The 22,206-nt window shown below is 37.1% G+C and carries 19 protein-coding genes; 9 read left to right on the forward strand and 10 right to left on the reverse strand.

What is annotated here, in order from left to right; genetic code table 11:
* The first annotated feature begins 40 nt into the window (after nt 1-40).
* From PAND9192_RS04315 to PAND9192_RS04325, 3 genes are all read left to right on the forward strand, one after another.
* Complete coding sequence (locus tag PAND9192_RS04315) at nt 41-694, forward strand: 2OG-Fe dioxygenase family protein (protein ID WP_200817768.1); 654 nt, start codon at nt 41-43, stop codon at nt 692-694.
* Nucleotides 684-1,928 (forward strand): cysteine desulfurase-like protein, encoded by a 1,245-nt coding sequence (locus tag PAND9192_RS04320; RefSeq protein ID WP_087852685.1) that lies wholly within the window; start codon nt 684-686, stop codon nt 1,926-1,928. The genes PAND9192_RS04315 and PAND9192_RS04320 overlap by 11 nt, the downstream gene beginning before the upstream one ends.
* A gap of 342 nt (nt 1,929-2,270) precedes the next feature.
* Nucleotides 2,271-2,843, forward strand: coding sequence for a DUF2913 family protein (locus tag PAND9192_RS04325; protein WP_087852686.1), 573 nt, complete (start codon nt 2,271-2,273; stop codon nt 2,841-2,843).
* Between the two features lie 119 nt (nt 2,844-2,962).
* Here the strand turns inward: PAND9192_RS04325 and PAND9192_RS04330 are convergent, their stop codons facing one another.
* Nucleotides 2,963-3,322, reverse strand: a complete 360-nt coding sequence (locus PAND9192_RS04330) for a hypothetical protein (RefSeq protein WP_087852687.1) — start codon at nt 3,320-3,322, stop codon at nt 2,963-2,965.
* Between the two features lie 493 nt (nt 3,323-3,815).
* Here PAND9192_RS04330 and PAND9192_RS04335 point away from each other — a divergent pair, with 493 nt between their 5' ends.
* Together PAND9192_RS04335 and PAND9192_RS04340 are read left to right on the forward strand one after the other, a co-directional pair.
* A complete protein-coding gene (locus tag PAND9192_RS04335) occupies nt 3,816-4,286 on the forward strand; it encodes a cell division inhibitor SulA (RefSeq protein ID WP_087852688.1) in 471 nt (156 codons plus the stop codon).
* A gap of 200 nt (nt 4,287-4,486) precedes the next feature.
* The gene (locus PAND9192_RS04340; protein WP_087852689.1) at nt 4,487-5,905 is read left to right on the forward strand and encodes a basic amino acid/polyamine antiporter; all 1,419 of its coding nucleotides are present in this window, start codon (nt 4,487-4,489) and stop codon (nt 5,903-5,905) included.
* A gap of 93 nt (nt 5,906-5,998) precedes the next feature.
* Here the strand turns inward: PAND9192_RS04340 and PAND9192_RS04345 are convergent, their stop codons facing one another.
* The 6 genes from PAND9192_RS04345 to PAND9192_RS04370 all read right to left on the reverse strand — a co-directional run bounded on the left by PAND9192_RS04345 (nt 5,999) and on the right by PAND9192_RS04370 (nt 12,849).
* Complete coding sequence (locus tag PAND9192_RS04345; RefSeq protein WP_087852690.1) at nt 5,999-7,324, reverse strand: GGDEF domain-containing protein; 1,326 nt, start codon at nt 7,322-7,324, stop codon at nt 5,999-6,001.
* A gap of 199 nt (nt 7,325-7,523) precedes the next feature.
* The gene (locus PAND9192_RS04350) at nt 7,524-8,804 is read right to left on the reverse strand and encodes a DEAD/DEAH box helicase (protein WP_087852691.1); all 1,281 of its coding nucleotides are present in this window, start codon (nt 8,802-8,804) and stop codon (nt 7,524-7,526) included.
* A gap of 141 nt (nt 8,805-8,945) precedes the next feature.
* Nucleotides 8,946-9,854, reverse strand: a complete 909-nt coding sequence (gene nagK, locus PAND9192_RS04355; RefSeq protein WP_087852692.1) for an N-acetylglucosamine kinase — start codon at nt 9,852-9,854, stop codon at nt 8,946-8,948.
* A 161-nt stretch (nt 9,855-10,015) separates the two neighbouring features.
* Complete coding sequence (locus PAND9192_RS04360; RefSeq protein ID WP_087852693.1) at nt 10,016-10,744, reverse strand: tRNA-uridine aminocarboxypropyltransferase; 729 nt, start codon at nt 10,742-10,744, stop codon at nt 10,016-10,018.
* 99 nt (nt 10,745-10,843) lie between these two features.
* A complete protein-coding gene (locus PAND9192_RS04365; protein WP_087852694.1) occupies nt 10,844-11,869 on the reverse strand; it encodes a sensor domain-containing diguanylate cyclase in 1,026 nt (341 codons plus the stop codon).
* Nucleotides 11,866-12,849 (reverse strand): response regulator, encoded by a 984-nt coding sequence (locus PAND9192_RS04370; RefSeq protein ID WP_087852695.1) that lies wholly within the window; start codon nt 12,847-12,849, stop codon nt 11,866-11,868. The genes PAND9192_RS04365 and PAND9192_RS04370 overlap by 4 nt, the downstream gene beginning before the upstream one ends.
* Before the next feature lie 307 nt (nt 12,850-13,156).
* Here PAND9192_RS04370 and PAND9192_RS04375 point away from each other — a divergent pair, with 307 nt between their 5' ends.
* The 4 genes from PAND9192_RS04375 to PAND9192_RS04390 all read left to right on the forward strand — a co-directional run bounded on the left by PAND9192_RS04375 (nt 13,157) and on the right by PAND9192_RS04390 (nt 17,530).
* Nucleotides 13,157-13,513 carry a glutathione S-transferase N-terminal domain-containing protein gene (locus PAND9192_RS04375; RefSeq protein ID WP_087852696.1) on the forward strand — a complete coding sequence of 119 codons (357 nt, stop codon included), beginning with the start codon at nt 13,157-13,159 and terminating at the stop codon, nt 13,511-13,513.
* Between the two features lie 173 nt (nt 13,514-13,686).
* On the forward strand, nt 13,687-14,376 hold the full coding sequence (locus PAND9192_RS04380; protein WP_087852697.1) for a DUF3334 family protein: 690 nt from the start codon (nt 13,687-13,689) through the stop codon (nt 14,374-14,376).
* A gap of 192 nt (nt 14,377-14,568) precedes the next feature.
* Nucleotides 14,569-15,591 carry an acyltransferase gene (locus PAND9192_RS04385; RefSeq protein WP_087852698.1) on the forward strand — a complete coding sequence of 341 codons (1,023 nt, stop codon included), beginning with the start codon at nt 14,569-14,571 and terminating at the stop codon, nt 15,589-15,591.
* A 238-nt stretch (nt 15,592-15,829) separates the two neighbouring features.
* Nucleotides 15,830-17,530: a chitinase gene (locus tag PAND9192_RS04390; RefSeq protein WP_087852699.1), complete on the forward strand. Its 1,701-nt coding sequence runs from the start codon at nt 15,830-15,832 to the stop codon at nt 17,528-17,530.
* Nucleotides 17,531-17,651: 121 nt separating this feature from the next.
* Here the strand turns inward: PAND9192_RS04390 and PAND9192_RS04395 are convergent, their stop codons facing one another.
* From PAND9192_RS04395 to PAND9192_RS04405, 3 genes are all read right to left on the reverse strand, one after another.
* The gene (locus PAND9192_RS04395) at nt 17,652-19,193 is read right to left on the reverse strand and encodes a GTPase family protein (RefSeq protein WP_087852700.1); all 1,542 of its coding nucleotides are present in this window, start codon (nt 19,191-19,193) and stop codon (nt 17,652-17,654) included.
* Complete coding sequence (locus PAND9192_RS04400; protein WP_087852701.1) at nt 19,190-20,371, reverse strand: YcjF family protein; 1,182 nt, start codon at nt 20,369-20,371, stop codon at nt 19,190-19,192. The genes PAND9192_RS04395 and PAND9192_RS04400 overlap by 4 nt, the downstream gene beginning before the upstream one ends.
* A 163-nt stretch (nt 20,372-20,534) precedes the next feature.
* A complete protein-coding gene (locus PAND9192_RS04405) occupies nt 20,535-22,013 on the reverse strand; it encodes a PTS transporter subunit EIIC (protein ID WP_087852702.1) in 1,479 nt (492 codons plus the stop codon).
* Between the last annotated feature and the right edge of the window lie 193 nt (nt 22,014-22,206).

Below are 22,206 nucleotides of genomic sequence, written 5' to 3' on the forward strand. Positions count from 1 at the left end.
AGCCAACTCTATCTGTAAGTCATGCTGATAGAGGAGATGTATGATGATGACCCCACTAATGTGTAGTTTACAACTTACTCAACTGAGTGAGCATGCTGTCGATGAATTAGCTCCTTCGTTTACACATTTACCCCAAACCTCTCATGCTGATGGTCAGTATCGTTTACGCCGCTATTCTATTGTTGCTCTGCATGATGGAAAACTTGTCCACTTACCAGCTTCAGATTTTGTCCAATCTGATGATATCAATCATTTTCAAGGTAACGTTATTCGTCATTTTGAACCTCTAGATGATACGGTCATAACCTGTAGCGGTATGCTTGAGATGTGCCAATTATTTCAAGATGCTAATGCTATTCCTAATAATCAACCTATCGAAATTCACCAAATGCGTGTCACTGTTATTGATGGTGAGGTACCAACATCGCCAGAAGGCATTCACCAAGATGGGTTTGAACATATTGCGGTGATTGGTATAAAACGTCACAACATTGCTGGCGGAGAGTTTTTAGTTTATAAAAATAACACCTCATCACCTTTTCTGTGTACAACATTACAGCATGGCGAAATGGCTATCTTAGCGGATAATATTTTATGGCATAACGCCCACCCTATTAAAACGATCAAAAAACACCATCAAGGTTATTGGGATGTATTTGTGCTAACCACCAAGGAGATTCAGCATGACATTTGATCCCTTAGAAAATCGGCACTTATTTCCGGCATTAAATCAGAAAATTAACAATCAACCTGTATGTTTTTTTGATGGCCCCGGGGGTTCACAAGTTCCTCAATCAGTTTTAGATGCAATGAGTCATTATCTAGGCCATTTTAATTCAAACTTAGGTGGGTCTTTTTTTGCTAGCATTGCAACAACAACATTAATGTCAGAGGCTCGTCAGGTAGCACAAGCTTTAGTCAATGCCCCCTCAGCCAACAATATTGTTTTTGGGGCAAATATGACCAGCCTTACTTTTCATTTAAGTCGAACAATAACGAGAGATTGGCAACAAGGTGACGAGATTATTGTTACTGCACTTGATCATTACTCAAACGTATCAAGCTGGCAGCAAGCCGCCGAGGATAAAGGGGTTACCGTCCATCAAGTGCGTTTAAATGATGCTAATTGCGATCTTGATTATGACCATTTCAATACGCTACTCAATTCTCGCACTAAATTAGTCGCCATTACTTACGCGTCTAATGTGACAGGGTCACTAATAGATGTAAAACGCATCATTACTGCAGCGCATGCTGTCGGTGCACAAGTGTATGTTGATGCAGTACACTATGCACCACACCGATTAATTGATGTTCAAGCATTAGATTGTGACTTTTTAGTTTGTTCTGCTTACAAGTTTTTTGGCCCCCATCTTGGTATTGCTTATATTGCACCACAATGGCTTCAAACACTTCGCCCTTATAAAGTCGAGCCAGCTCCCAATGATGGGCCAGCTCGCTTTGAAACCGGTACACAAAACTTTGAGTCTTTGGCTGGATTTATTGCTGCAGTTAATTATTTAGCCGATTACAGCCATCATATCGACAACCAATCATTATCACTTCGGCAACATTTATGTCGTAGTTTTGATTATTATCAAGCCTATGAAACCAAGCTTAGCCAATATTTCCTATCCCATTTAAACCACTATAGTAATGTCACCTTATATGGCCTGAATCATCATCAACAACGTACACCAACTTTCGCGATCAGGATTGATAATACGATGCCAGCAGAAATCGCCAGCTATCTTAGTAACCACAATATCTGTGTTTGGCATGGGCATTTTTATGCACAAGGATTATGTGAACAATTGAAGCTACTCAATAAAGGCGGGGTTATTCGTATTGGGTGTATGCATTACAATACTTACCATGAAATAGACACTTTATTTGAAGTATTAGATTGCTTTCTGACACCACAGTAATGGCTAAATCTCTATGTTAACCATTATATTTGTTTTAAATATAACTTTGGCGTCGTGCCTACATCATCAGCGATCCGTTGTATTGGTATACCATCAAATAGCGGTCCACTCACCTTAACCACCATAATTTTTACGATAAAAAGGAAAATATTATTTACCCCTTCTATTTGTTCAAATCTTTGTCCATTTATGACGTAATATATAAATTTTTATGCGATTAATATCACTTAATATAAAAATTATTAAGCTTAATTTTGCAATTTATAATTAACGTATTAACTATTATCTTACATCAGTAATAATATGATATTATTATCAAACCCGCTCCAACTCGGTACAGAAATGAATCAGTCTCAACAACTACTCGATATTAGTACTCACGCCCTACTACATCTAGAATTTAAAAAACTTGAACGTCGCCTAACACAGACTGAGCAAAATAATTTACTTGTTCAGTACTTAAAGCGAATCCTTAAAGATAATCGATATCGTGCTGTTAAGAAATCAACCAAAAGTTGGTTGCTGCGCGGTAGAAAAACAGGCGCTTGTTTAGAGTCAATCCTAAATAATGATCGAGAGCGTATGCTACAAACCAGCTCTACAGATCTTTATCGTTTTGTTGATCTTATTGAAGAAGTCGAATCACAATTACATACCAAAGTGCAGTATTCATTGGCACATAATATCAATTTGAAAGCACGATTTGGTAAAGTCTTAGTTTGTGTAGTAGATGAAGATTTAACATCAAGTTTTGACGATGATGGGCTGATGATCAAATCAACTCAAATTTTATTTATTGGTAATACCGAGCACAAAGATATTTTCTCTGCTGCCATTGATCAAAGCGGTTATTTCCAATCTGTCATTGCATATGAAGATGAAAACCACCTTCGTGTTGAGCTTTTTAGACTTTAATTTCGCACTTCATTGTAACTGATAATACCAATGAGTTCGCCTTAGAGGCTTACTCATTGGTCGATCTATCATAACTAATTGCTATACTCCCGCCTAACATGAGTATAACCATCATTATTTTATTTAGTTATTGTTAAGCAAGCTTTCTTCGCAGCAATGAAAGACATCTCTTCTAAAAGATAATCAATATTATCACAAGCTTCATTTACCATAAGTTTTTTGACTATTTGTTTAACAATATAACACTTAGCTGGAACTTGAGGCTGTGTATCACTCGCATTGAAAAATTGTATATCATTAATGGATAGTGATACTGGCAATTGAGTATCAATGTCAATTTCAACAGTTAAAATATCCTCAACCACAGGTAAATATGACAGACTATCAGCTGTTATATATTTTCTTGTAGGAAGAATATGCTGGTCAGTTTGTATATCAATAAAATTAACCAATAATGAAATCATTGTATTATCTAACATGTTATTACCCTATTTATTTGTTTTTTTAATTATATATAGTTGTTGATAAGACAATCACTGCTAAAAACTCATTATTATTTCTCATAAAGTCATTTATTACACAATGCACAATGACCTTTGTTGTAATGTCGGCAGCTAGTATATATACGTTAATATCTCTCTCACTTAACGATTACTTGTTGTTTCTCATTTCCAAATCACACCACTTGTACGTCTTATACAGTAAAAACTACTGTATGAATTTTTGGGATATAACTCAAAATTTCATATCGTAATAAAAATTCATTTCAGACAGTCGTCAATGTAAAACACTCAAAAAAACAATAAAAACGCTTAATAACAACATGTTACATGACGAATACATCTTTAAAAAAACGACTGTTTTTTTATATCGAACATATAAATTCGACAAATAATGCTTGCATCTAAATCGGAATAAAACTACTGTATGTACATACAGCATGTATATATAACCACTGTCGGAGATGACACTATGAAAGCACTAATGCAGACTCAAGAATTTATTACTGCTTCTGACGTTTACAAGGCCACATTTGGATCACATTTAAATGGTGTAGCATCTCCGTCAAGGGCTGTTCCGATTGAGGTCAGTTATAGTGAACAACAACAAGCTCAACTGGCTTATTTTTTACGTCTTCTTAAACAAGCAAATGAAGAAAATCGTTGGATTATGTTTATTGGTCAAGACGCACTTTTAGATAAGCAATTACTCATAAATGCAGGCATTGATATTAATAAAGTGCTACTACTTAAAAATGCCAAAAACCAAAGTAAACATTTACTTATGGCAAAAGCATTAGAAACAGGAAATTGCTCTGCTGTTATTGTTACAGGCGAAATTGAAGCATTTAATACCCCAATTATCACTACAGCCGCCGAACAAGGTAAAACTTTAGCCTTTGTATTAAATCAGAACATTAAAGCACAATTAACGTTCCATTAAGCCACTTTGCAACCACTATTGTTATCAATAGGTTGTTAAAAAGATAGCATTACATACAACCAGTAAAGATATATATACAACTTATATGTTTTTATTTAAAAATATATTTCATTAAATATGAAAAAAATTAAAAATAGCTTTTACGCATAATGAAAATCCATATAATCGAGTAAATTAAAATTTAAATACTAGGTTAAAGAATGGATAATAAGCTCGGATTTGGTGCATTAACTGCATTTGTAATCGGCTCAATGATTGGTGCGGGGGTTTTTAGTCTGCCACAAAATATGGCAGCTGTTGCTAGCCCTGCAGCAGTTATAATCGGCTGGACTATTACGGGTGTAGGCATGATATTCCTTGCTATGTCTTTTCAAGTTTTGTCATTACTAAAACCTAATATTAATAGTGGTGTTTTTGGTTACGCACAAGCAGGCTTTGGCGACTTTGTTGGATTTTGTTCAGCTTGGGGCTATTGGCTAAGTGCAATGCTCGCCAATGTGTCATACCTTGTGATTGTCTTTAGCACCTTAGGTATGTTCTTTGATAAACCTGGTCATATTATTTTTGGTATGGGTAACACTTGGCAATCAATTGTTGGTGCATCTATTCTATTGTGGCTTGTTTATGCATCAGTAAGACGTGGTGTACAAACAGCTGCAACTATTAATACTATTACTACCGTTGCTAAATTAATTCCATTAGTGTTATTTATTTTCTGTACTTTAGTCGCATTTAAATGGCACACATTTACATTTGATTTTACAGGTTTAGAATTTGGTCCTCAGCATGACTTACTAAGCCAAGTTAAAGGCACCATGCTCATTACTGTATGGGTATTTATCGGTGTTGAAGGCGCTGTGATCGTTTCATCTCGAGCGCGTAATCGTCGTGATATCGGCCGAGCTACTATTCTCGGACTACTAACAGCACTTGTTATCTATGTCTTTGTTACACTACTTTCTATGGGTGTTATTTCCACACCTGAATTAGCTAAATTCCATAATCCATCAATGGCACTTGTGCTTGAACATATTCTTGGCCCATGGGGTTCAATTATTATTGGTTGTGGTTTATTGGTCTCTGTTAGTGGTGCATTTTTAAGTTGGACAGTACTCGCTACAGAAGCACCACTACTAGCTGCACAAAATAATATGTTCCCTAAGTCTTATGCTAAAGAGAATAGTGCCGGTACCTCAATTAAAGCCCTTAACCTGACCATTATTTGTATTCAGATTTCATTATTTGCCGTTATCTATGCTGGCGGGACTTATAATTCATTACTCATAATTGCTTCAGAAATGATCTTAGTTCCCTACTTCCTTGTTGCGGCTTACACGCTAAAACTTGCGATTAAAAATAAAAACCGCGGTAGATTATTATTTATCGGTTTAGGTTCGACGATCTATGGTCTATGGCTACTTTATGCTTCAGGATTAAGCCACTTACTATTAGCGTCTTTATTATATTTACCAGGCCTTTATTTCTTCATTAAAGCCAAGAAAGAGTTAAATCAACCTTCCTTTGTTGGTAAAGAGCGTATTTTCGTTGTTGTATTAATTCTCTTGTCTTTATTTGCTATTTATATGGTTGCCACTGGGCATATTATATTAGAGAGTTAATATTTACTGATATCTATACTCAAAAAAAAAGCCGTCTATTGCAATGCTCCATAAAAATGGATACAAAGCAATATTCGGCTTTTTTTATCAATCTTATCTAAGCTGTTGGTGCTCCCAGCTTATTTCTATTCGATTCCTACCCATTTTTTTTGCTTTTAATAACGCTAAATCAGCACGCTGAATTAACTCTTCACTAGATTCATTCACTAATTCAGCAATACCTAAACTGCAAGTTAACTTAAATTCGTGATCAAAATCCCAGACTTTGTTTGCAATCGTTTCTCTAATTTCTTCTGCAATTTCAACAGCTGTACTCATATTCGTCTCAGGGCAAAAAAGAACAAACTCCTCTCCTCCCCAACGAGCAAACATATCAGAACGACGTATTAATTTATCAATCGTTTCTGCAAATTTAACTAATACCGTATCGCCAAAACCATGACCATAAGTATCATTTACCGCTTTAAAATGATCGATATCGATAAAAATCATTGAGAAAGGGATATCATTAGATTGAGTTTGAATCGTTATCTCTTCTAACCATTCAGTTACGGTATGTCGATTTCTAATCCGCGTTAATGGATCAGTACAGGCTAAATGTTCAAATTTTAGACTTTTGTTATATAACAATCTATTGGCGTCACGTAAACGCTGGCTACGCTCTTCTGTGTGTTTTATTCTTTTATCAAGAATAAATCGTTCACTCATAATAATGATAATAGCGGTAACAACCCACAATAATAGCAATGCTTTAACTAAAGACGATTCTGATATCCATTCACCATAAAATACTAATCTATTTAATCGAATAGCATAATAGGACTCTTTAACATAACTTCCTGTAGCAATTTCAATCACTGAAATATTATCAAATTGCCGACTCGACTTATCGACAGGAATATTATTTTCAGCGATCCACCACGATAACACTTGAAAGTTTCGCAATGGGAAAATCTTCAATCCATCATCAACACCCGGTGAATATTCAATCGCGTTAAACTTTAATGATATTGGATCATTTACATTTGCATAGGTTGAATCAAAATTACGTAAATATACTCTTACGCGCTCATCTTCAAGTGGACTCGTATAATCAATATCAATACCCACTGAGTGATAAGTGCTTAAATCGATCCCTTTATCAATATAATTAGTCAACGAAATCGCTATTTCACAAAACGGCCACTTAGCTTTATTGATAATATCGCATTCTAAAAATACACTATCCTTACTAATATCTAATGTTGCTTTTGTTGCCCCACTTTGGACTGAGTCATCAATAATTTTATATTGGCTATTTTGAGGCGTAACAATATATTCTTTCTGTGCTCCGCCCAAAAGATACCACCCATATGCCACTATGGTGAAAAAGACTAAAAATAAGACAATTGAACGAAGCCATTTATTTAACCCCGCCATAAATACCTCAAAAACATTATCACAGCCAAAACCGAAGTAAAATACTACACGCTAAAATGCTAAATTAGCAGACAACATTTGGTTAAACAACTAATTCTGTTAAAGTTTTTAAAATACAGATGCAATACATAGCATATAAATAAAAAACGCCGCAATTCAGCGACGTTTTAGTATTTTTTGAGATATAAATGACTGTTATTTAACGACGACGTTGAGCGTTTTTTCCTCTATTTTGGTGTACTTTACTCTTTGCCTTAGCGCGACGTTTTTCTGCAGATGCTCCACGATGAACAGACACGGTTTCAATTAAACTTGGATCAGGTTCATAACCTTCAAGCCATTGTTGTGGTAAACGTGTATCTAATAGCTCTTCTATCGCTTTTAATGCCCATTCTTCATCAAGACTCATTAATGTGATCGCATAACCTGTATTTCCTGCACGGCCTGTACGACCAATACGATGGACATAATCTTCAGCATTAAACGGTAAATCAAAGTTAACAACATACTCTAGTTGTTGAATATCTAAACCACGAGCAGCCACATCCGTTGCCACTAATACACGCACTTTACCCGCTTTAAAATCATCTAAAGCACGCTGACGAGCACCTTGGCTTTTATCACCATTGATTGATACAGCTTTAATACCATCTAAGCCTAAACTTTTAGCGAGTTGATCAGAACCTTGTTTAGTTTTAGTAAATACTAGCACTTGCTGCCAATTACGCGAGCCAATTAAATAAGCTAATAATTCCGATTTACGTTTCTTATCTACTGGATATACCATTTGTTGAACAGTATCAGCCGCTATATTTTCAGGTGTAACTTCCACCATTTTAGGTTCAGTTAAAATACTAAAGGCTAATTTCTTAACTTGTTTTGAAAAAGTAGCAGAGAAAAATAGTGTTTGTCGCTCAGCTGGCATGCGCTTCATGATACGGTTAATATCAATAATAAACCCCATATCAAGCATACGATCTGCTTCATCAAGCACAAATGTTTCTACATTCGCAAGTGATACATTACCGACAAAAACATGGTCAAGTAAGCGTCCTGGTGTCGCAATTAAAATATCAACGCCAGCTCTTAATGCTTTAATTTGAACATTCATACTAGTGCCACCATAAGCAACAGCGACTTTCAGTTCTGTGTATTTACTATATGCAATAAAGCTATCGTAGACCTGTTGTGCCAATTCACGGGTTGGCGTGATCACTAAAGCGCGAATTTTTGCACCTTGTTGGGGCTTAGCGTCTTCTATTCCCTGTTCTGTCAATGATGGCAATGTCATTAAACGTTGTAAAATAGGAAGCGCAAATGCTGCTGTTTTTCCGGTACCCGTTTGTGCCCCAGCCATCACATCATCCCCAGCCAATGCTAATGGGATCGCTTGCAGCTGCACATCTGTTGGTTTTTCATAACCTAACTCTGTAACAACTTGCAATAATTTAGGGTGAAGACCGAGCGTTTCAAACGACATAGTGTATTCCTAGCAATAAATACGCTTATACCAATAGAGCGGCATAAGAAAACAAGCGCGGATTCTAACATAAAAAAAAAGCACTTCGCCATGAAGTGCTTTTCGTTACACAATAAATATTGGTGAACTACATAATAGTTACTATTTAATATTCAAGAAAGCAGCACCACGAACGCCACCAGCATCACCGTGTTTTGCTTTTACAATTTTTGGTGCTTGTGACACTGACAATAAGTATTTAGGTAAACGCTTTGGTAATTCATCATAAATTAATTCAAAATTCGATAAACCACCACCTAACACCACAACATGAGGATCAACACCCGAGAATAAGTTAGCAAAGCACATTGCTAATATTTCCATAAAACGATCAACGTGCTGTTGTGCTTTTTCATCACCCGCAGCATGGCGTTCAATAATCTCTATTGCTTTTAGTTTTTCATCGTAATAATGCGTATAAATCTGCTCAAAACCACGACCAGACAAATAATTATCAATACAGCCTTTTTGACCACAACCACAATCAAATAATGGCGCGTTTTCACCTAAATGTAACCATGCATCTAATGGTAAACGCGCATGACCAAACTCACCACCGACATGATTTAAGCCTGAAAAGACCTTACCGTTAAACACCATACCGCCACCAAAACCAGTGCCTAAAATAAGCCCCAATACTGACGGTGCATCTTGATGTTCATCGTCCCATGCTTCAGATAATGCAAAACAGTTAGCGTCATTATCAAGGCTGACACTACGACCCAGTTTTGCTTCTAAGTCTTTGCGCAATGTACGTCCTTTGGCTGCAGGGACATTTGAGGTTAATACAGTGCCATCTCGTGCATCTTCAATTCCAGGAATACCCAGTCCAACAGCGCCTTCACAACCAAATTTGGTATCTGCAGCGGCAATAATAGACACAATAGTATCGATAAGTTTATCGTAATCATCACTCGGTGTTGGTACACGCTCTGTTGCTACGCGCTCTAGTTTTTCATTAAATGCACCAAATTCAATTTTAGTTCCGCCTACATCGAAGCCGTAGTACATCCTATTCTCCTACAAATAATGTTTAACTACACCGTGAGCTTATAACTCATTAAATATACTAAAAATTATCCACATTTAGACCAAAAATGACTGTGATCTACGGCTAATTCAGCAGTTATTGTTCAACTTGATTTTAATGTTATTCAGTCGACATCACATTTTTAAATTGACGTTTCATCAATCGACATGAATTTTTCTAATACAGATAACGATGAATACTCTGGTACTAAGCGATTCATTTTACCTGCAATATAATTTTCGCGGAAAACATCGAACCATAAATCTAATAGCTCAGCGTTATAGTGCTCACCAAATACATCAATAATCCGTGCTGCAACTTCAGCGGTACCCAGTTGATTTTCTTTTGATGCTTCACGCATTTTATAACGTGATGGCTTATCTGGATTAATCGACAATAACGGGAAACGATCAAGGTATGGGCTTTTGCGGAACATTTTTTTAGCTTCAGCCCAGCTGCCATCTAACATTATAAATAATGGTCGCTTCCCTGCTTCAAGCTCTATTGTCTTCGCTTCTCTTTCTGGTGCATATTCCGCAGGAAAAACCACATAAGGCTGCCATTGAGGATCATCTAATAACGCTAACATCTCAACGTTAGGTTCAGTGCGCGACCAAATATAAGCAAAGGTATCTTCAAACACATCTGCAATTAATCGGCCAGTATTACTCGGTTTTAAAATTTCATCATCAAACATTACCAATAAAAAAGCCGCGTTTGATTTGGCTAATGGGCGATGTTTACAAATACACAGATGCGTACGTAACATACACTGACGACAGCGTTGGACTTTACAGCCACGAGCAAGGAATGGACGAGTTGAACGTGCAAGACGTTCTTCATAAAGAGTATGTACAGCATGAATGCGCATAGCGACTAACCTAAAACAGGAAAAACGCCTGCATTTTACATAAACCATACTAAACATACAGTCATTATCAATATTACAGGATAGCTTGCATAATATTGTTTAGTTTATAGTCGTATTGGCGTCAACTTCCGTTAAAATAAATTCGCCTTTACTATCTGTATAACAATCATCACTATTGATAATTGTAGTGGTGTTGCGACCTTTTTTCTTTGATTCATATAAAGCTAAATCAGATTTTTCTAACCATGATTTATAATCACTTAGTTTAGGGTTCCACTCACACACACCGAGACTGATTGTGACTTTAACAATCCCTCGCTGATCATCAAATACCGTTTCTTTTTCAATACGGTTACGTAGCCTTTCGGTAAAGTAACCGGCAAGCTCTGCTGATGTTCCAGGTAAAATAATACCAAATTCTTCACCACCATAACGGCCAGCGATATCTGTTTGTCGTTTTGTACGCCGTAAAACGTCAGCGATAACTTTTATTACCCCGTCACCCGCGACATGACCATAAGTATCATTAACACGTTTAAAATGATCAATATCGAACATCACTAACGTTGCTGGTGTTTGCGTTTGCTGGCAATACTCAAACGCGTCAGCCAAACAATTCTCCCAATGACCTCGATTATAAAGTTGGGTTAGTCGATCAGTAATACTTAAATGCGTTAGCTGTTTATTTGACTCATGAAGATGATTTTTGTTTTTAGCAATATCAGTAACATCAGTAATGGTTAAACAAATATGCTTATATTCACCTGATAATGATCGTAATGGTGTTAAGGTCATATTCTGATACATAATATCTGAGCTACCAGATATTGGACAAAAATTTAAAAAACGAAACACCCATGGCCGATCTTCCCATGCAGAAAAGGAATGCATTCGTAACTTAAACGTCGAGCGTATTTTATTTTTCAACCACGACTGAGGTAAGTCAGGTACTACATCAAATAGCGATTTACCCATAATTTGCATACTAGAAATACCACTATATGCCTGCATGAACGTATTCCATGCACAGACATTATAGGTCTCATCTAATATAACAACACCCGCATCAAGGTTATCTAATACTTGCATCGTTAAATGAAAATCAGCTAAAGATATTTCGTTCAATGTAATGATTCCATCACTTTATCATTAATAATAGTTAGAGAATGGCTATCCATAATAAATAAGACATCACATTCAACATCTAATATTTCTGCCTTATAGGTATATTCAATGGTGAAATAAGTATTTGTATCACACTGTGTATGATGCAAATTCATATATTCTTCAAGAACAATAGGTTGTCGAACTGAAAATGGAATTAATATTTGCTCTGATAATGCGACTAAAAAAGATGACACCATTAAATTTGCAATATCAATCACAACTTCATTTTTATATTCATCGGTTTGACTAAAGCCTAATTTTTTACCAAAGGCATGAATATCTTGACCATGTAGTTCTACTAAAGCTTCGCCGTGAATACCACCACCGACAAAACGCTGTGTTATCGCGATAAGTTGATTATCATTACGAATATCAGCAATCGCCATAGATAAATCACTGCTTTTCATAAATGCCACATTCGGTAACGGCATTTTAATAAAATCACCTAAATGATCGGAAATGATAGCCGCCCCTCTTCCAAGGGCAATGTTGGCTATTTCACGAATATTATCTATTGGGTGCTCACTAATTAAATATGTATCTATGACTGAGTCTTGCGCACTATCAAACACTAACCCTAAGCGTTGAGAAAGCTCTAGCAGCTGTTTATGATTAAAAGGCTTCGGTAAAAAATAATCAGCCCCTAATGCTAAACTTCTTTCCATTGCAGTGCATTGAACATCAGCAGATAACACAATAATTGTGGTTTTAAAGTCGCGTACAGGTAACGATTTCATCACGCTAAAACCATCCATCACCGGCATGGTTAGATCTAAAAACATAATATCGATATCAATATTTTTTAAGTGATCAAGTCCTTCTTTTCCATTTCCAGCATAGAAAAAAGTCGCATTAGTGCATGACTGTAGGGATCGTGTAATGGACTTATGTACCAATACTGAATCGTCACAAATGAGAATATTTATATTTTTAATCATCAGATTAATCACTTACCCACGAAACTTAAATTTAGTATAAAGCAAAGCAACAATCTGCTGTAATATAAATTATGCATTCAGTGACATACATCTAAATATTGAGCTTACTTCCAAAAAAATAAAGTAAAAATAAAAAAATAAAATTTATATTTGACCTTACCATATTGATTTTATAAATTTATTGTTGTTTCCTAAAATCAATATCGCTTTCATTAAGTAAATATAATCATTGACCATATAGTTACCCAACAGCTTTTTTATAATAGAATCAGGATATAATCTTTATATCAGCCATAGGATAATATACATGAAAGCTCTTCGTTGGATTGTCGGTCGCATCATCCTTATACTTAATGCCATTTTTTCACCACGCGGAATGCAACGCGATACGTTAGAGCAGCAGACTGTTGATGCTGCTGTCGCTAATATGCAGCTTTATCAATTTGAAACATGCCCTTTTTGTGTAAAAGTACGACGTCATGCAAAGCGTTTAAATATACCACTTGTTACTCGCGACGCTAAAGTTTCGCCTTGGGATAAAGAACTGTTAGAGCAAGGTGGAAAGCGCAAAGTTCCTTGTTTACGCATTGAAGAAAATAATCAAATCACCTGGATGTATGAATCAAACGATATTATTGCGTATTTAGATAAGCGATTTGCTTAACATCAACAACAAATAACACCATATCAGCAAATAAAGATTCAAGTCCTGCCGTTAGAAGCCGATACATATTCATATCTTTTATTTCTAGCAGATAAAAGCAGAATGGTTATCGGCTTTTTTAACCATTGAATTTTTTCACTTATTAGTTATAAATAAGTTCTACAGGGCTGTATATGAGAAAAAATCATACAATCACCACTGACGATATTTTAATAAAATTATGTCACTCTCTTGCTGATGTATTATCACGCGCCACAGACAGTCAAATTAAATACTCACCGATGGTACAAAAAATTAATAAAACCAGTTTAAAACCAGATATCGGATGTTTTGTTTTATTTGATGGCGGCTTTACCGGGTTAGTTGTTACCAATTTCTCTGCACCAGCTGCTATGGAACTCTATCAAAATTATATGCTACGCATGGGTTTTACAGATTCAGATCTTGCCATCCATCATACCGCAGATGACGTAGCAAACATTTTAGGGGAGTTAATGAACCAAGTCGTTGGAGATTTCACTGGTAAAATTGGACGAGAATTAAACATTTCAATTACTCAAAACCAGCCCAAGATGTTGGCGTTACATAAACAGATTATATTGTCGGTTGATACCAATCTAGATCGCCCACAAGTTCGGCGCGTTAGTTTTACCACTAGTAACAACAATATTTTTTATCTTGAACTCGCAATGGATAAGACTGAATTTATTCAACTCGAAGCTTTTGAAGTTGATGAACAAGATCCTGATACCATTTTTGAAACAGCCTATGTTGCTCAACAACAAAACCAACGTATTTCAGAAAATAAACCCATCGACAATAATAATGACAATCAAGATTTACTTGAACAATTAGGATTATAAATATTTTAATCAGTAGGTAACTTTTTATAAATACATTGTTGCCTACTTACATTTTCTACGTATAACTTGCTGTTAATACTCATTAAAAATGTAATTATGTGATCAATAACGTTATTCCCTTTCACAATGCAATTTACAAAATCCTCAAATACATATAATTTCGACACCACTTCTAGTTCGTGAGTTTTAATAATGTCTCAATCTCGTGTTGCCAGTTTTGAATGCGGTCGAATTATCGCTACTATCGCTATTATTGCCTTACATTGCCAAATTTTTATGCAAGCGCCACTCTTTAATGGCCAACCATTATTAGGCATGGGTCTTAATCAAATGAGTCGTTTTGCTGTACCACTATTTTTTATTATGGCTGGTTACTTCATTCAACCTCGTTTAACAACTGAGCGCATTCCCTACTTATGGCGCTATGCTCGCCCATTACTAATAATGTGGGCATCATGGAGCATTATTTATCTCATTTTACCGTTTAACTTTCATATTGTAGCTACCGATGGCTATTTTGCTGAACGTGGAATGTACTGGCAAAAACTATTAGCAACGCCATTAAATACCCTTTTTGAAGGGGGATTAGTGCACCTTTGGTATATTCCTGGTTTACTCAGTGGGTTAACCGTTATTACTATCTTATTACGTTTCAAGTTGGAGCGATTAATCATCCCAGTGGCGAGCGGATTATTTATTTTTGGTTTAATGGCGGGAAGTTATTCCCAAATGACAGATTTAAGCTCGCCGATATTCACTCGTAACGGCCCATTTTTTAGTACCTTTATGATCATGCTTGGGTTTGAAGTTCGTCGTCGTAATATCAGTATTAGCTTAAAATACAGCATCATAATGTTAATTATTGGATTTGCGTTATTTATTAGTGAAGCAAACTACTTATCTCTGCAAGAAAATGGGGCTTTTTTCCATGATTTTCTTTTTGGGACTCCGCTATGGGCATTAGGTATTTTCTTTGTTTTATTGGCTAAACCAAATTTTGGTGACAACAAAATCACCCACGCATTAAGTAAAGATGTATTAGGAATTTATCTCTGTCATCTTATTATTGTGATTTATTATTTAAATATCGTCAGGCTATTAGGCATTAATTCGATTGTTGCGAGTATTTTCGCAGTACCTGTCGTATTGATTGTATCTACGCTCATTGTTCGTGGTTTACGTAAAACACCAATAGCGCGTTTCCTCGTACGCTAAATAATAATTCATACGATTAAAAAGTCCTTATGATCAACTCGATTATAAGGACTTTTTTCTACCCAAAGAATAGGAAAATAAAGCGACAAACATCATTTTCAATGCAAAAAATGTTTAATCTCTAACTAAATTTCAATGCAATAACACGCTTTTCCCTTCTTACCATTGCACACTTACATTACATATAGATAACATTATTAACAACTTCTGTGTGTTCTATTGATAAGGGAATGAGTCAATGACTAAATTACATCCGCTATCTTTCATCATTGGCGGCTTTTTTGCTGCTAATTGTTACGCAATGACCCCTCAACCCGATCCTAATAATGTCGGTGGTTTTGTTATTGAACGTTCCGAAATAATAGCAGCAGAAAACGCAAAAACGCTTGATCCTATGTATGATGTTTGGGCAAAAGCCTTAGCTACAGCATCAAATACTGTTGTTGAAAGTATCGCACCAGGCTTGAATACTAACCCAGATAACGTCAAACGCGTTGAGCGCGTTTTTCCTGAAACTGAATGGAATTACCTCACTCAAATGGCCGCACCTGAATATACCTATACTCGTTTTTTACGTGCCATAGGTAAATTCCCCGCTTTCTGTGGTGATTACACTGATGACCGTGATGCTGACGCTATTTGTAAAAAATCCATTATTACGGCTTTCGCCCATTTCGCCCAAGAAACTGGCGGCCATATTAGTATTGAAAACGTCTCTGATAACCCATTAGGTCTTGAAGAATGGCAACAAGCATTAGTGCATGTGCGTGAAATGGGATGGTCTGAAGGCCAACCAGGTTACACTACAGGTTGTGGTCAAGATGATTGGCAAAATAAACGCTGGCCTTGTGCCGAGGGGCAAGGTTATTTTGGCCGTGGCGCAAAACAACTCTCCTACCACTTTAACTATGGCGCTTTTTCTGAAGTCATGTTTGACGGCGATGCAACAGTATTGCTTAATAACCCAGGGCTTGTGGCTGACTCTTGGCTCAATCTCGCTTCGGCTATCTGGTTCTTCTTAACACCTCAAGCACCTAAACCAGCCATGTTACATGTCATCGATCGCACTTGGACTCCTTCACAACGAGAAACAGATGCTGGTATCGGTTATGGCTTTGGTACCACAATTAACGTCATCAATGGTGGTATTGAGTGTGGCGAACAAAACAAAGATAAAGGCCAGCCGGTTAACCGTATTCGTTATTGGGAAGGCTTAGTTGCAAACTATCAAATTCCATTAAAAAGTGATGAAACCAATACTTGTTGGCAACAAACTCCTTATGGCAGTTTAAATCTAAATGGTGCAACTGATGTGCTTTACACTAACTGGGATGCAAATTGGAAATATTATCCAGATCGTCCTGGCGGCGTCTCGTTTGAGTGTGAGTTAGTCGGTTTCCAAACTGCTTATTCTGCTTTAGTCGCAGGTGATTATGAAAAGTGTGTAACTAATTTCTATGGTTCGCACGCTAACTGGCCTGCCGTTCGTGTGGTCGATAAATTAGATCCAGATACTGGCGGCGGTACAACTGATCCAACCGATCCACCGGTTGATGGTGTAGCAAGTTGGGATCAAAATAAAGTTTATACCGGTGGCGAGCAAGTATCTTACAAAGGTGCAATTTATGAGGCTCAATGGTGGACACAAAGTGATCAGCCTGATTTAGGCGGCCCATGGAAGTTAATTAAAGCGGCAACTGATAACACAGTTACGCCACCTGTAACACCACCGACAGATGGTACTATAACACCGCCAGTAACACCGCCAACCGATGAAACACCAGCACCAGAGTTACCTGCAGATGTGACTCCATGGGAAACTAATGCCGTTTATAACGGTAATGATAAAGTTGACTACCAAGGTAAAATATACCAGGCAAAATGGTGGAGCCAAGGTAATACGCCAACAGCAGGCGATCCGTGGGTTTTATTACCTTAACCTTTTCGGTTTGTTGAACAATTACATTAACCATTAAACAGAATAAAATGGCCTAATAATAAACGTCTCATAATTAAAGATGCTTACTATCAAGGCCATTTTTTATTGTTCGTAATAACTGCTATTTTGTTGCCGCATCAAACACTAATTTACCTAATCGATATAGTCGCTTCGCTTGTTCACTATAATCAATCGTCTCTCCTTGCGCACGGCGACGATTAAGTTGGGTATTAACACCATCTTGATAAACATGCTGTAGTTGTGATTGTAAGTTATCAAGGTTATAGGGAATACGATCACGACTAACAGAAAACGGCAAAATATATTCAGCGTCCATAATTTCACGGTTATATTTTACAGCATCAGCAATAATACGCCCTTTTGGGGTTTGTGGGCCATTCAAGTCATAAGGTGGTAACCACTCATCAACCGGTTTAAGTTTATCGACTTGGTTCACCAACATGATCACTTTAGGTGCTTTACGATGTTGATTTTTAGGTTGTTTATAAAAGCTATCTAATGCTTCCTTTAAAACAACATCAACTTGACGTGATGATTGATTTGCTTTTAATACCCAAATAACCACATCACTTTGGGTCATTTGTTTAAGCAATTTATTATTGGTTTCTACGCTGCCATCAATGCCGGGCAAATCGATAAGATTTATTAAATCAAGCCCTTCAACTTCACATTTATAGGTCGTGACTTTATCGGTTGACGGTAAGGCACTCACTTCAGCAGCAATTTCACCCAGTAAGCCGTTAATCACCGAGGATTTGCCAGCACTCACCTGACCCACAACAGCCACACGTAATGGCTCAACCGCTATCGCTGTCGCTTGTTTATCTTGATCGTGTAGCTGACTATGAGGCACGGCGGCATCATCAAGTTTAAAACGACCGCTATATAAATCAATCGCTACAGATGCAACTTCTTGAAGTAAGGTTGCCTTTAATTTAGCCTGAACTTCAGCACTGACATCATCAAATAACTTACCAACCACTAATCCTCGTACTTCTGCTAACCAACCTGTGGGGGTCGCTATACGAAATAAACGATAAATGTCATAAGCACTTTTGGCGTATCCCATTTTATCTTTAAGTGCATAACCTTGCTTCAAGCTTGTGAGAGTGATTTTTTCTGAAAATGGGACATGTTGCTGTAAAAAATGACGATAACGACGACTCACCTCTTCAACCATCATTAAAAACTCTGGCGCTGTAAATGCCAGTTTTTGCGTGTTTGATTGTTGATGATATTGTGCCGCGACATCAGCCACCAACACATAAGCATGGGCTTGTAAACTTTCCCATGCCGCATCTTCTGCTAACTGTTTATCTATCACAGCTGTCATTTGTTGCCACACTTGATGATCGTGCTCACTCCATTGAGGATTAGCTGACACGTGCAGTGGCGCGATATCATCAATGACAGCATCAGCAACGACACGTTTACGCCGCAACCACCAATAAGGTACAAACGCTAATAAACAGCCACCAGCAATAATGGCAAAGAATAACCACCATAATCCTTGCTGAATAAGATCAACCACACCAAAGCCCGCTAATACTAATACCGGTAAACAGATAGCCGACACCACTAACGGCAAAAAGCCTTCTGAAAGTTGATTGATTAACTGATAACTTTTACTGATCCGTTTCATTGGCTGTCCTTTTCGATGTTGCTTTTCGATGCTTGAGTAACTTGTTGTCGATCTGCTATGTTTTTGACAGTCGTAAATGCTTGTTGATAAGCCAATTTAATTTGATCTTTAGAAATTGGTTCGCCTTTACTACGGTGATACAAATACATACAAGCAGCGCGACCAATAGCATAAGTTGATGAGAAACTCATCGCAGCAGCCGTTGCACTCCCTACAGTTTGACCATAAGCAGGAATAAACTTCACTAATTGATTCAAGCCTAATTTAGATAAATATTGCAATAAAAAACCAGAACCAAGCATGCCAACAAATTCAGCATAGTCTTTTTTATTCCAGCTAACACCATATTGATTGGCAAGGCTATGCAGCATCTTGCCTTGAATAGCTGGCACACTAAATAACCCTACTGCAGGAATTGCATCGCTAGCACCAGCAGCACCTGCGTACCACAATACTTCTTGACGCAGCTGGTAAAAATTTTGTTCTTCACGATTAGTATGTGCTTGTTGATTTGATAATAAACTCAACATCGGTAGCGCGTCAGTTAACGCATGATGTAAGTCATCAAGGCCAATAAATTGTTCATCATCAGGGATCAAATCAACCACTATAGGATGATAGATAGTAGCTGTTTGTGATTGCCATTGAGTAGGCTTTATTCCCCAGATCTCCATTACTCGTTGGTGATTATAATCAATCGCTCGCTGACGTTCTTGAGTATCAACAATGCTATTAACCGCAGTGTGAATAACCAACAAGTGTTTAATTACACCACTGCGCTTTATCTGTTTTAAAGCATTTAATAAGCCTGATTGCTCTGGCTCTTCTGCTTTCATTACCACCATTAAGGCATGGCTTTTACCACTACACATCGCAATATCTTCACTTGGATCGTAGTCCGCCTCACCTAAACCTCGCGTATCAAGAAAACACACTAACGGATTTTCAGCAGGATAAAGATAATGGTGTGCTGTGCGGGTACACGGTTGAAAACCATTGCCTATTTCAACCAAACTATTACCTGTAAGAGTCTGAATAATTGTTGATTTACCTGCACCTGTTTTACCTAATAACCATAGCGTTGGAATATGTTTTTGCCATTCATCAAACGCAGGCGCTAAATCAGGATTAACGGCGGGGTTTATATATTGATAAACTTTCTTAAAGAAGCGATTCATATCACCTACACAAAATAGTCAATTAAACAAATAGATACCTACTTCTAACATACTCCTTTTTAATTACTTTTGGAAAATAGTTACCGTAATTCCAAATATGCTAATTCATTTTCGCTTATAAAAAAGGGAGTAATCATTACAATCACTCCCTTTAATTTCATTTTTATTTACTCATTGAAGCCTTAATGCTATTAGCAATAGACTCAGCTTTAGGTCCTAAGATAACCTGTGCACTTTTAGCACCAATTCTCACAATACCTTTAGCGCCAAGTTCTTTTAAAGCACCATCATCGAATAAGTTACAATCATTTACACCTAACCGAAGCCGCGTAATACAAGCATCAACCGATATAATATTATTGGCACCACCTAATGCTTCAATATAAGCCGCTGGATCTGTAGTCACCTCTTGTGATCCTGATGGATCATCAACTTCAGGCGTTGGTAACTTGAAGATTTTGATAATAAAGTAAAATATTACAAAATACAGTACAAAGAACGCACCAATAAGTGGTACAAGCAACCATGGCTTAGTCGCAAGTCCCCAATTAAGAATAAAATCAATCAGACCAGCAGAGAAACCAAAGCCATGTAAAATACCGAACCAATTACAAATCACCATTGCCACACCAGCAAGCACAGCATGGATCACATATAAAACAGGTGCAATAAATAAGAAACTAAATTCAAGAGGTTCAGTAATACCGGTTAAGAATGACGTTAATGCCAGCGATAACAACATTCCGCCCACTAACTTACGTTTATTTTTAGGTGAAGCTAATGTTAACGCTAATGCGGCGCCAGGCAAGCCCCCCATCATTACTGGGTATGCCCATGCCATGTATACCCCTGCTTTCGGATCACCGGCAAAGAAACGATTAAGATCACCACGAGTGGTTATATCTGCAATTTTAGTAATAACTGAATTATCAATATTGGGTAATGCTTGGCCTAACGTCAGATGTGATACGATTTCAGGATTCAGACAAATTTGATGTAATGAAGATCCAACTTCATAAGACACTTTAGTACATTCACCAAGGCTAAACCAGAATACCGAGTGTAAAAAGTAATGCAGCCCTAAAGGAATTAAAGCACGGTTCATTGCACCATAAATAAATTGACCAATCGCACCACTTTGCGCAATCCAAGCACTAAAACTATCAATTCCATGTTGAGCAAAAATCCAAAACTCGCCACAGAACCATGCCATCACTAAACAACATAACCCAGCCACTATAGGTGTTAAACGTTTACCAGCAAAGAAAGCTAGAAAATCAGGCATTTTAGCTTGGTAGGAATAATTATATGCATGCCCTGATATAATACCTGCAAGGATCCCTGCGAAAAAACCAAGATTTACATCAGGATTAATAGCGATTGTTGCCTGAGTTAAGATGAAATATCCGACCACCCCCGCTAATGCAGCAGCACCTGAACTGTCCTTGGATAGTCCAACAGAAATACCTAAAGCAAAAATTAAAGGGAGATTATCAAAAATACTGCTACCTGCTTTGGCAATAAAGCTGATATCAAGCATGTCTGGCATGCCAAACCTCAGCAGTAATGCTGCAATCGGTAAGGTTGCGATGGGTAACATTAATGCTTTACCTAATCGCTGGAAATACGCGAAATTCACCATCTTTATGACCTTATTTTATTGAGAAATAACCACAGATAAAATATAAACAGCACCTATATTCCATCTTTATCCAACAATAAAATAATCTTTTTACGCGGCGCGAATTAATACAAAACCTGCAAATTGCAATACTTTTTAGTCATGACCAACTTTTTTGTATTAATTCATGTACTATCTTAGTTAATAACAATAC

It is taken from the genome of Photobacterium andalusiense, assembly GCF_900185625.1.
GTDB classification, from domain to species: domain Bacteria; phylum Pseudomonadota; class Gammaproteobacteria; order Enterobacterales; family Vibrionaceae; genus Photobacterium; species Photobacterium aquimaris.

What these genes read in the sequence shown, in the direction of transcription:
- PAND9192_RS04315 (WP_200817768.1), top strand. Translation starts at nt 41, where the DNA reads ATGATGATGACCCCACTAATGTGTAGTTTACAACTTACTCAACTGAGT.
- PAND9192_RS04320 (WP_087852685.1), top strand. Translation starts at nt 684, where the DNA reads ATGACATTTGATCCCTTAGAAAATCGGCACTTATTTCCGGCATTAAAT.
- PAND9192_RS04325 (WP_087852686.1), top strand. Translation starts at nt 2,271, where the DNA reads ATGAATCAGTCTCAACAACTACTCGATATTAGTACTCACGCCCTACTA.
- PAND9192_RS04330 (WP_087852687.1), bottom strand. Translation starts at nt 3,322, where the DNA reads ATGTTAGATAATACAATGATTTCATTATTGGTTAATTTTATTGATATA.
- PAND9192_RS04335 (WP_087852688.1), top strand. Translation starts at nt 3,816, where the DNA reads ATGAAAGCACTAATGCAGACTCAAGAATTTATTACTGCTTCTGACGTT.
- PAND9192_RS04340 (WP_087852689.1), top strand. Translation starts at nt 4,487, where the DNA reads ATGGATAATAAGCTCGGATTTGGTGCATTAACTGCATTTGTAATCGGC.
- PAND9192_RS04345 (WP_087852690.1), bottom strand. Translation starts at nt 7,324, where the DNA reads ATGGCGGGGTTAAATAAATGGCTTCGTTCAATTGTCTTATTTTTAGTC.
- PAND9192_RS04350 (WP_087852691.1), bottom strand. Translation starts at nt 8,804, where the DNA reads ATGTCGTTTGAAACGCTCGGTCTTCACCCTAAATTATTGCAAGTTGTT.
- nagK (WP_087852692.1), bottom strand. Translation starts at nt 9,854, where the DNA reads ATGTACTACGGCTTCGATGTAGGCGGAACTAAAATTGAATTTGGTGCA.
- PAND9192_RS04360 (WP_087852693.1), bottom strand. Translation starts at nt 10,744, where the DNA reads ATGCGCATTCATGCTGTACATACTCTTTATGAAGAACGTCTTGCACGT.
- PAND9192_RS04370 (WP_087852695.1), bottom strand. Translation starts at nt 12,849, where the DNA reads ATGATTAAAAATATAAATATTCTCATTTGTGACGATTCAGTATTGGTA.
- PAND9192_RS04375 (WP_087852696.1), top strand. Translation starts at nt 13,157, where the DNA reads ATGAAAGCTCTTCGTTGGATTGTCGGTCGCATCATCCTTATACTTAAT.
- PAND9192_RS04380 (WP_087852697.1), top strand. Translation starts at nt 13,687, where the DNA reads ATGAGAAAAAATCATACAATCACCACTGACGATATTTTAATAAAATTA.
- PAND9192_RS04385 (WP_087852698.1), top strand. Translation starts at nt 14,569, where the DNA reads ATGTCTCAATCTCGTGTTGCCAGTTTTGAATGCGGTCGAATTATCGCT.
- PAND9192_RS04390 (WP_087852699.1), top strand. Translation starts at nt 15,830, where the DNA reads ATGACTAAATTACATCCGCTATCTTTCATCATTGGCGGCTTTTTTGCT.
- PAND9192_RS04395 (WP_087852700.1), bottom strand. Translation starts at nt 19,193, where the DNA reads ATGAAACGGATCAGTAAAAGTTATCAGTTAATCAATCAACTTTCAGAA.
- PAND9192_RS04400 (WP_087852701.1), bottom strand. Translation starts at nt 20,371, where the DNA reads ATGAATCGCTTCTTTAAGAAAGTTTATCAATATATAAACCCCGCCGTT.
- PAND9192_RS04405 (WP_087852702.1), bottom strand. Translation starts at nt 22,013, where the DNA reads ATGGTGAATTTCGCGTATTTCCAGCGATTAGGTAAAGCATTAATGTTA.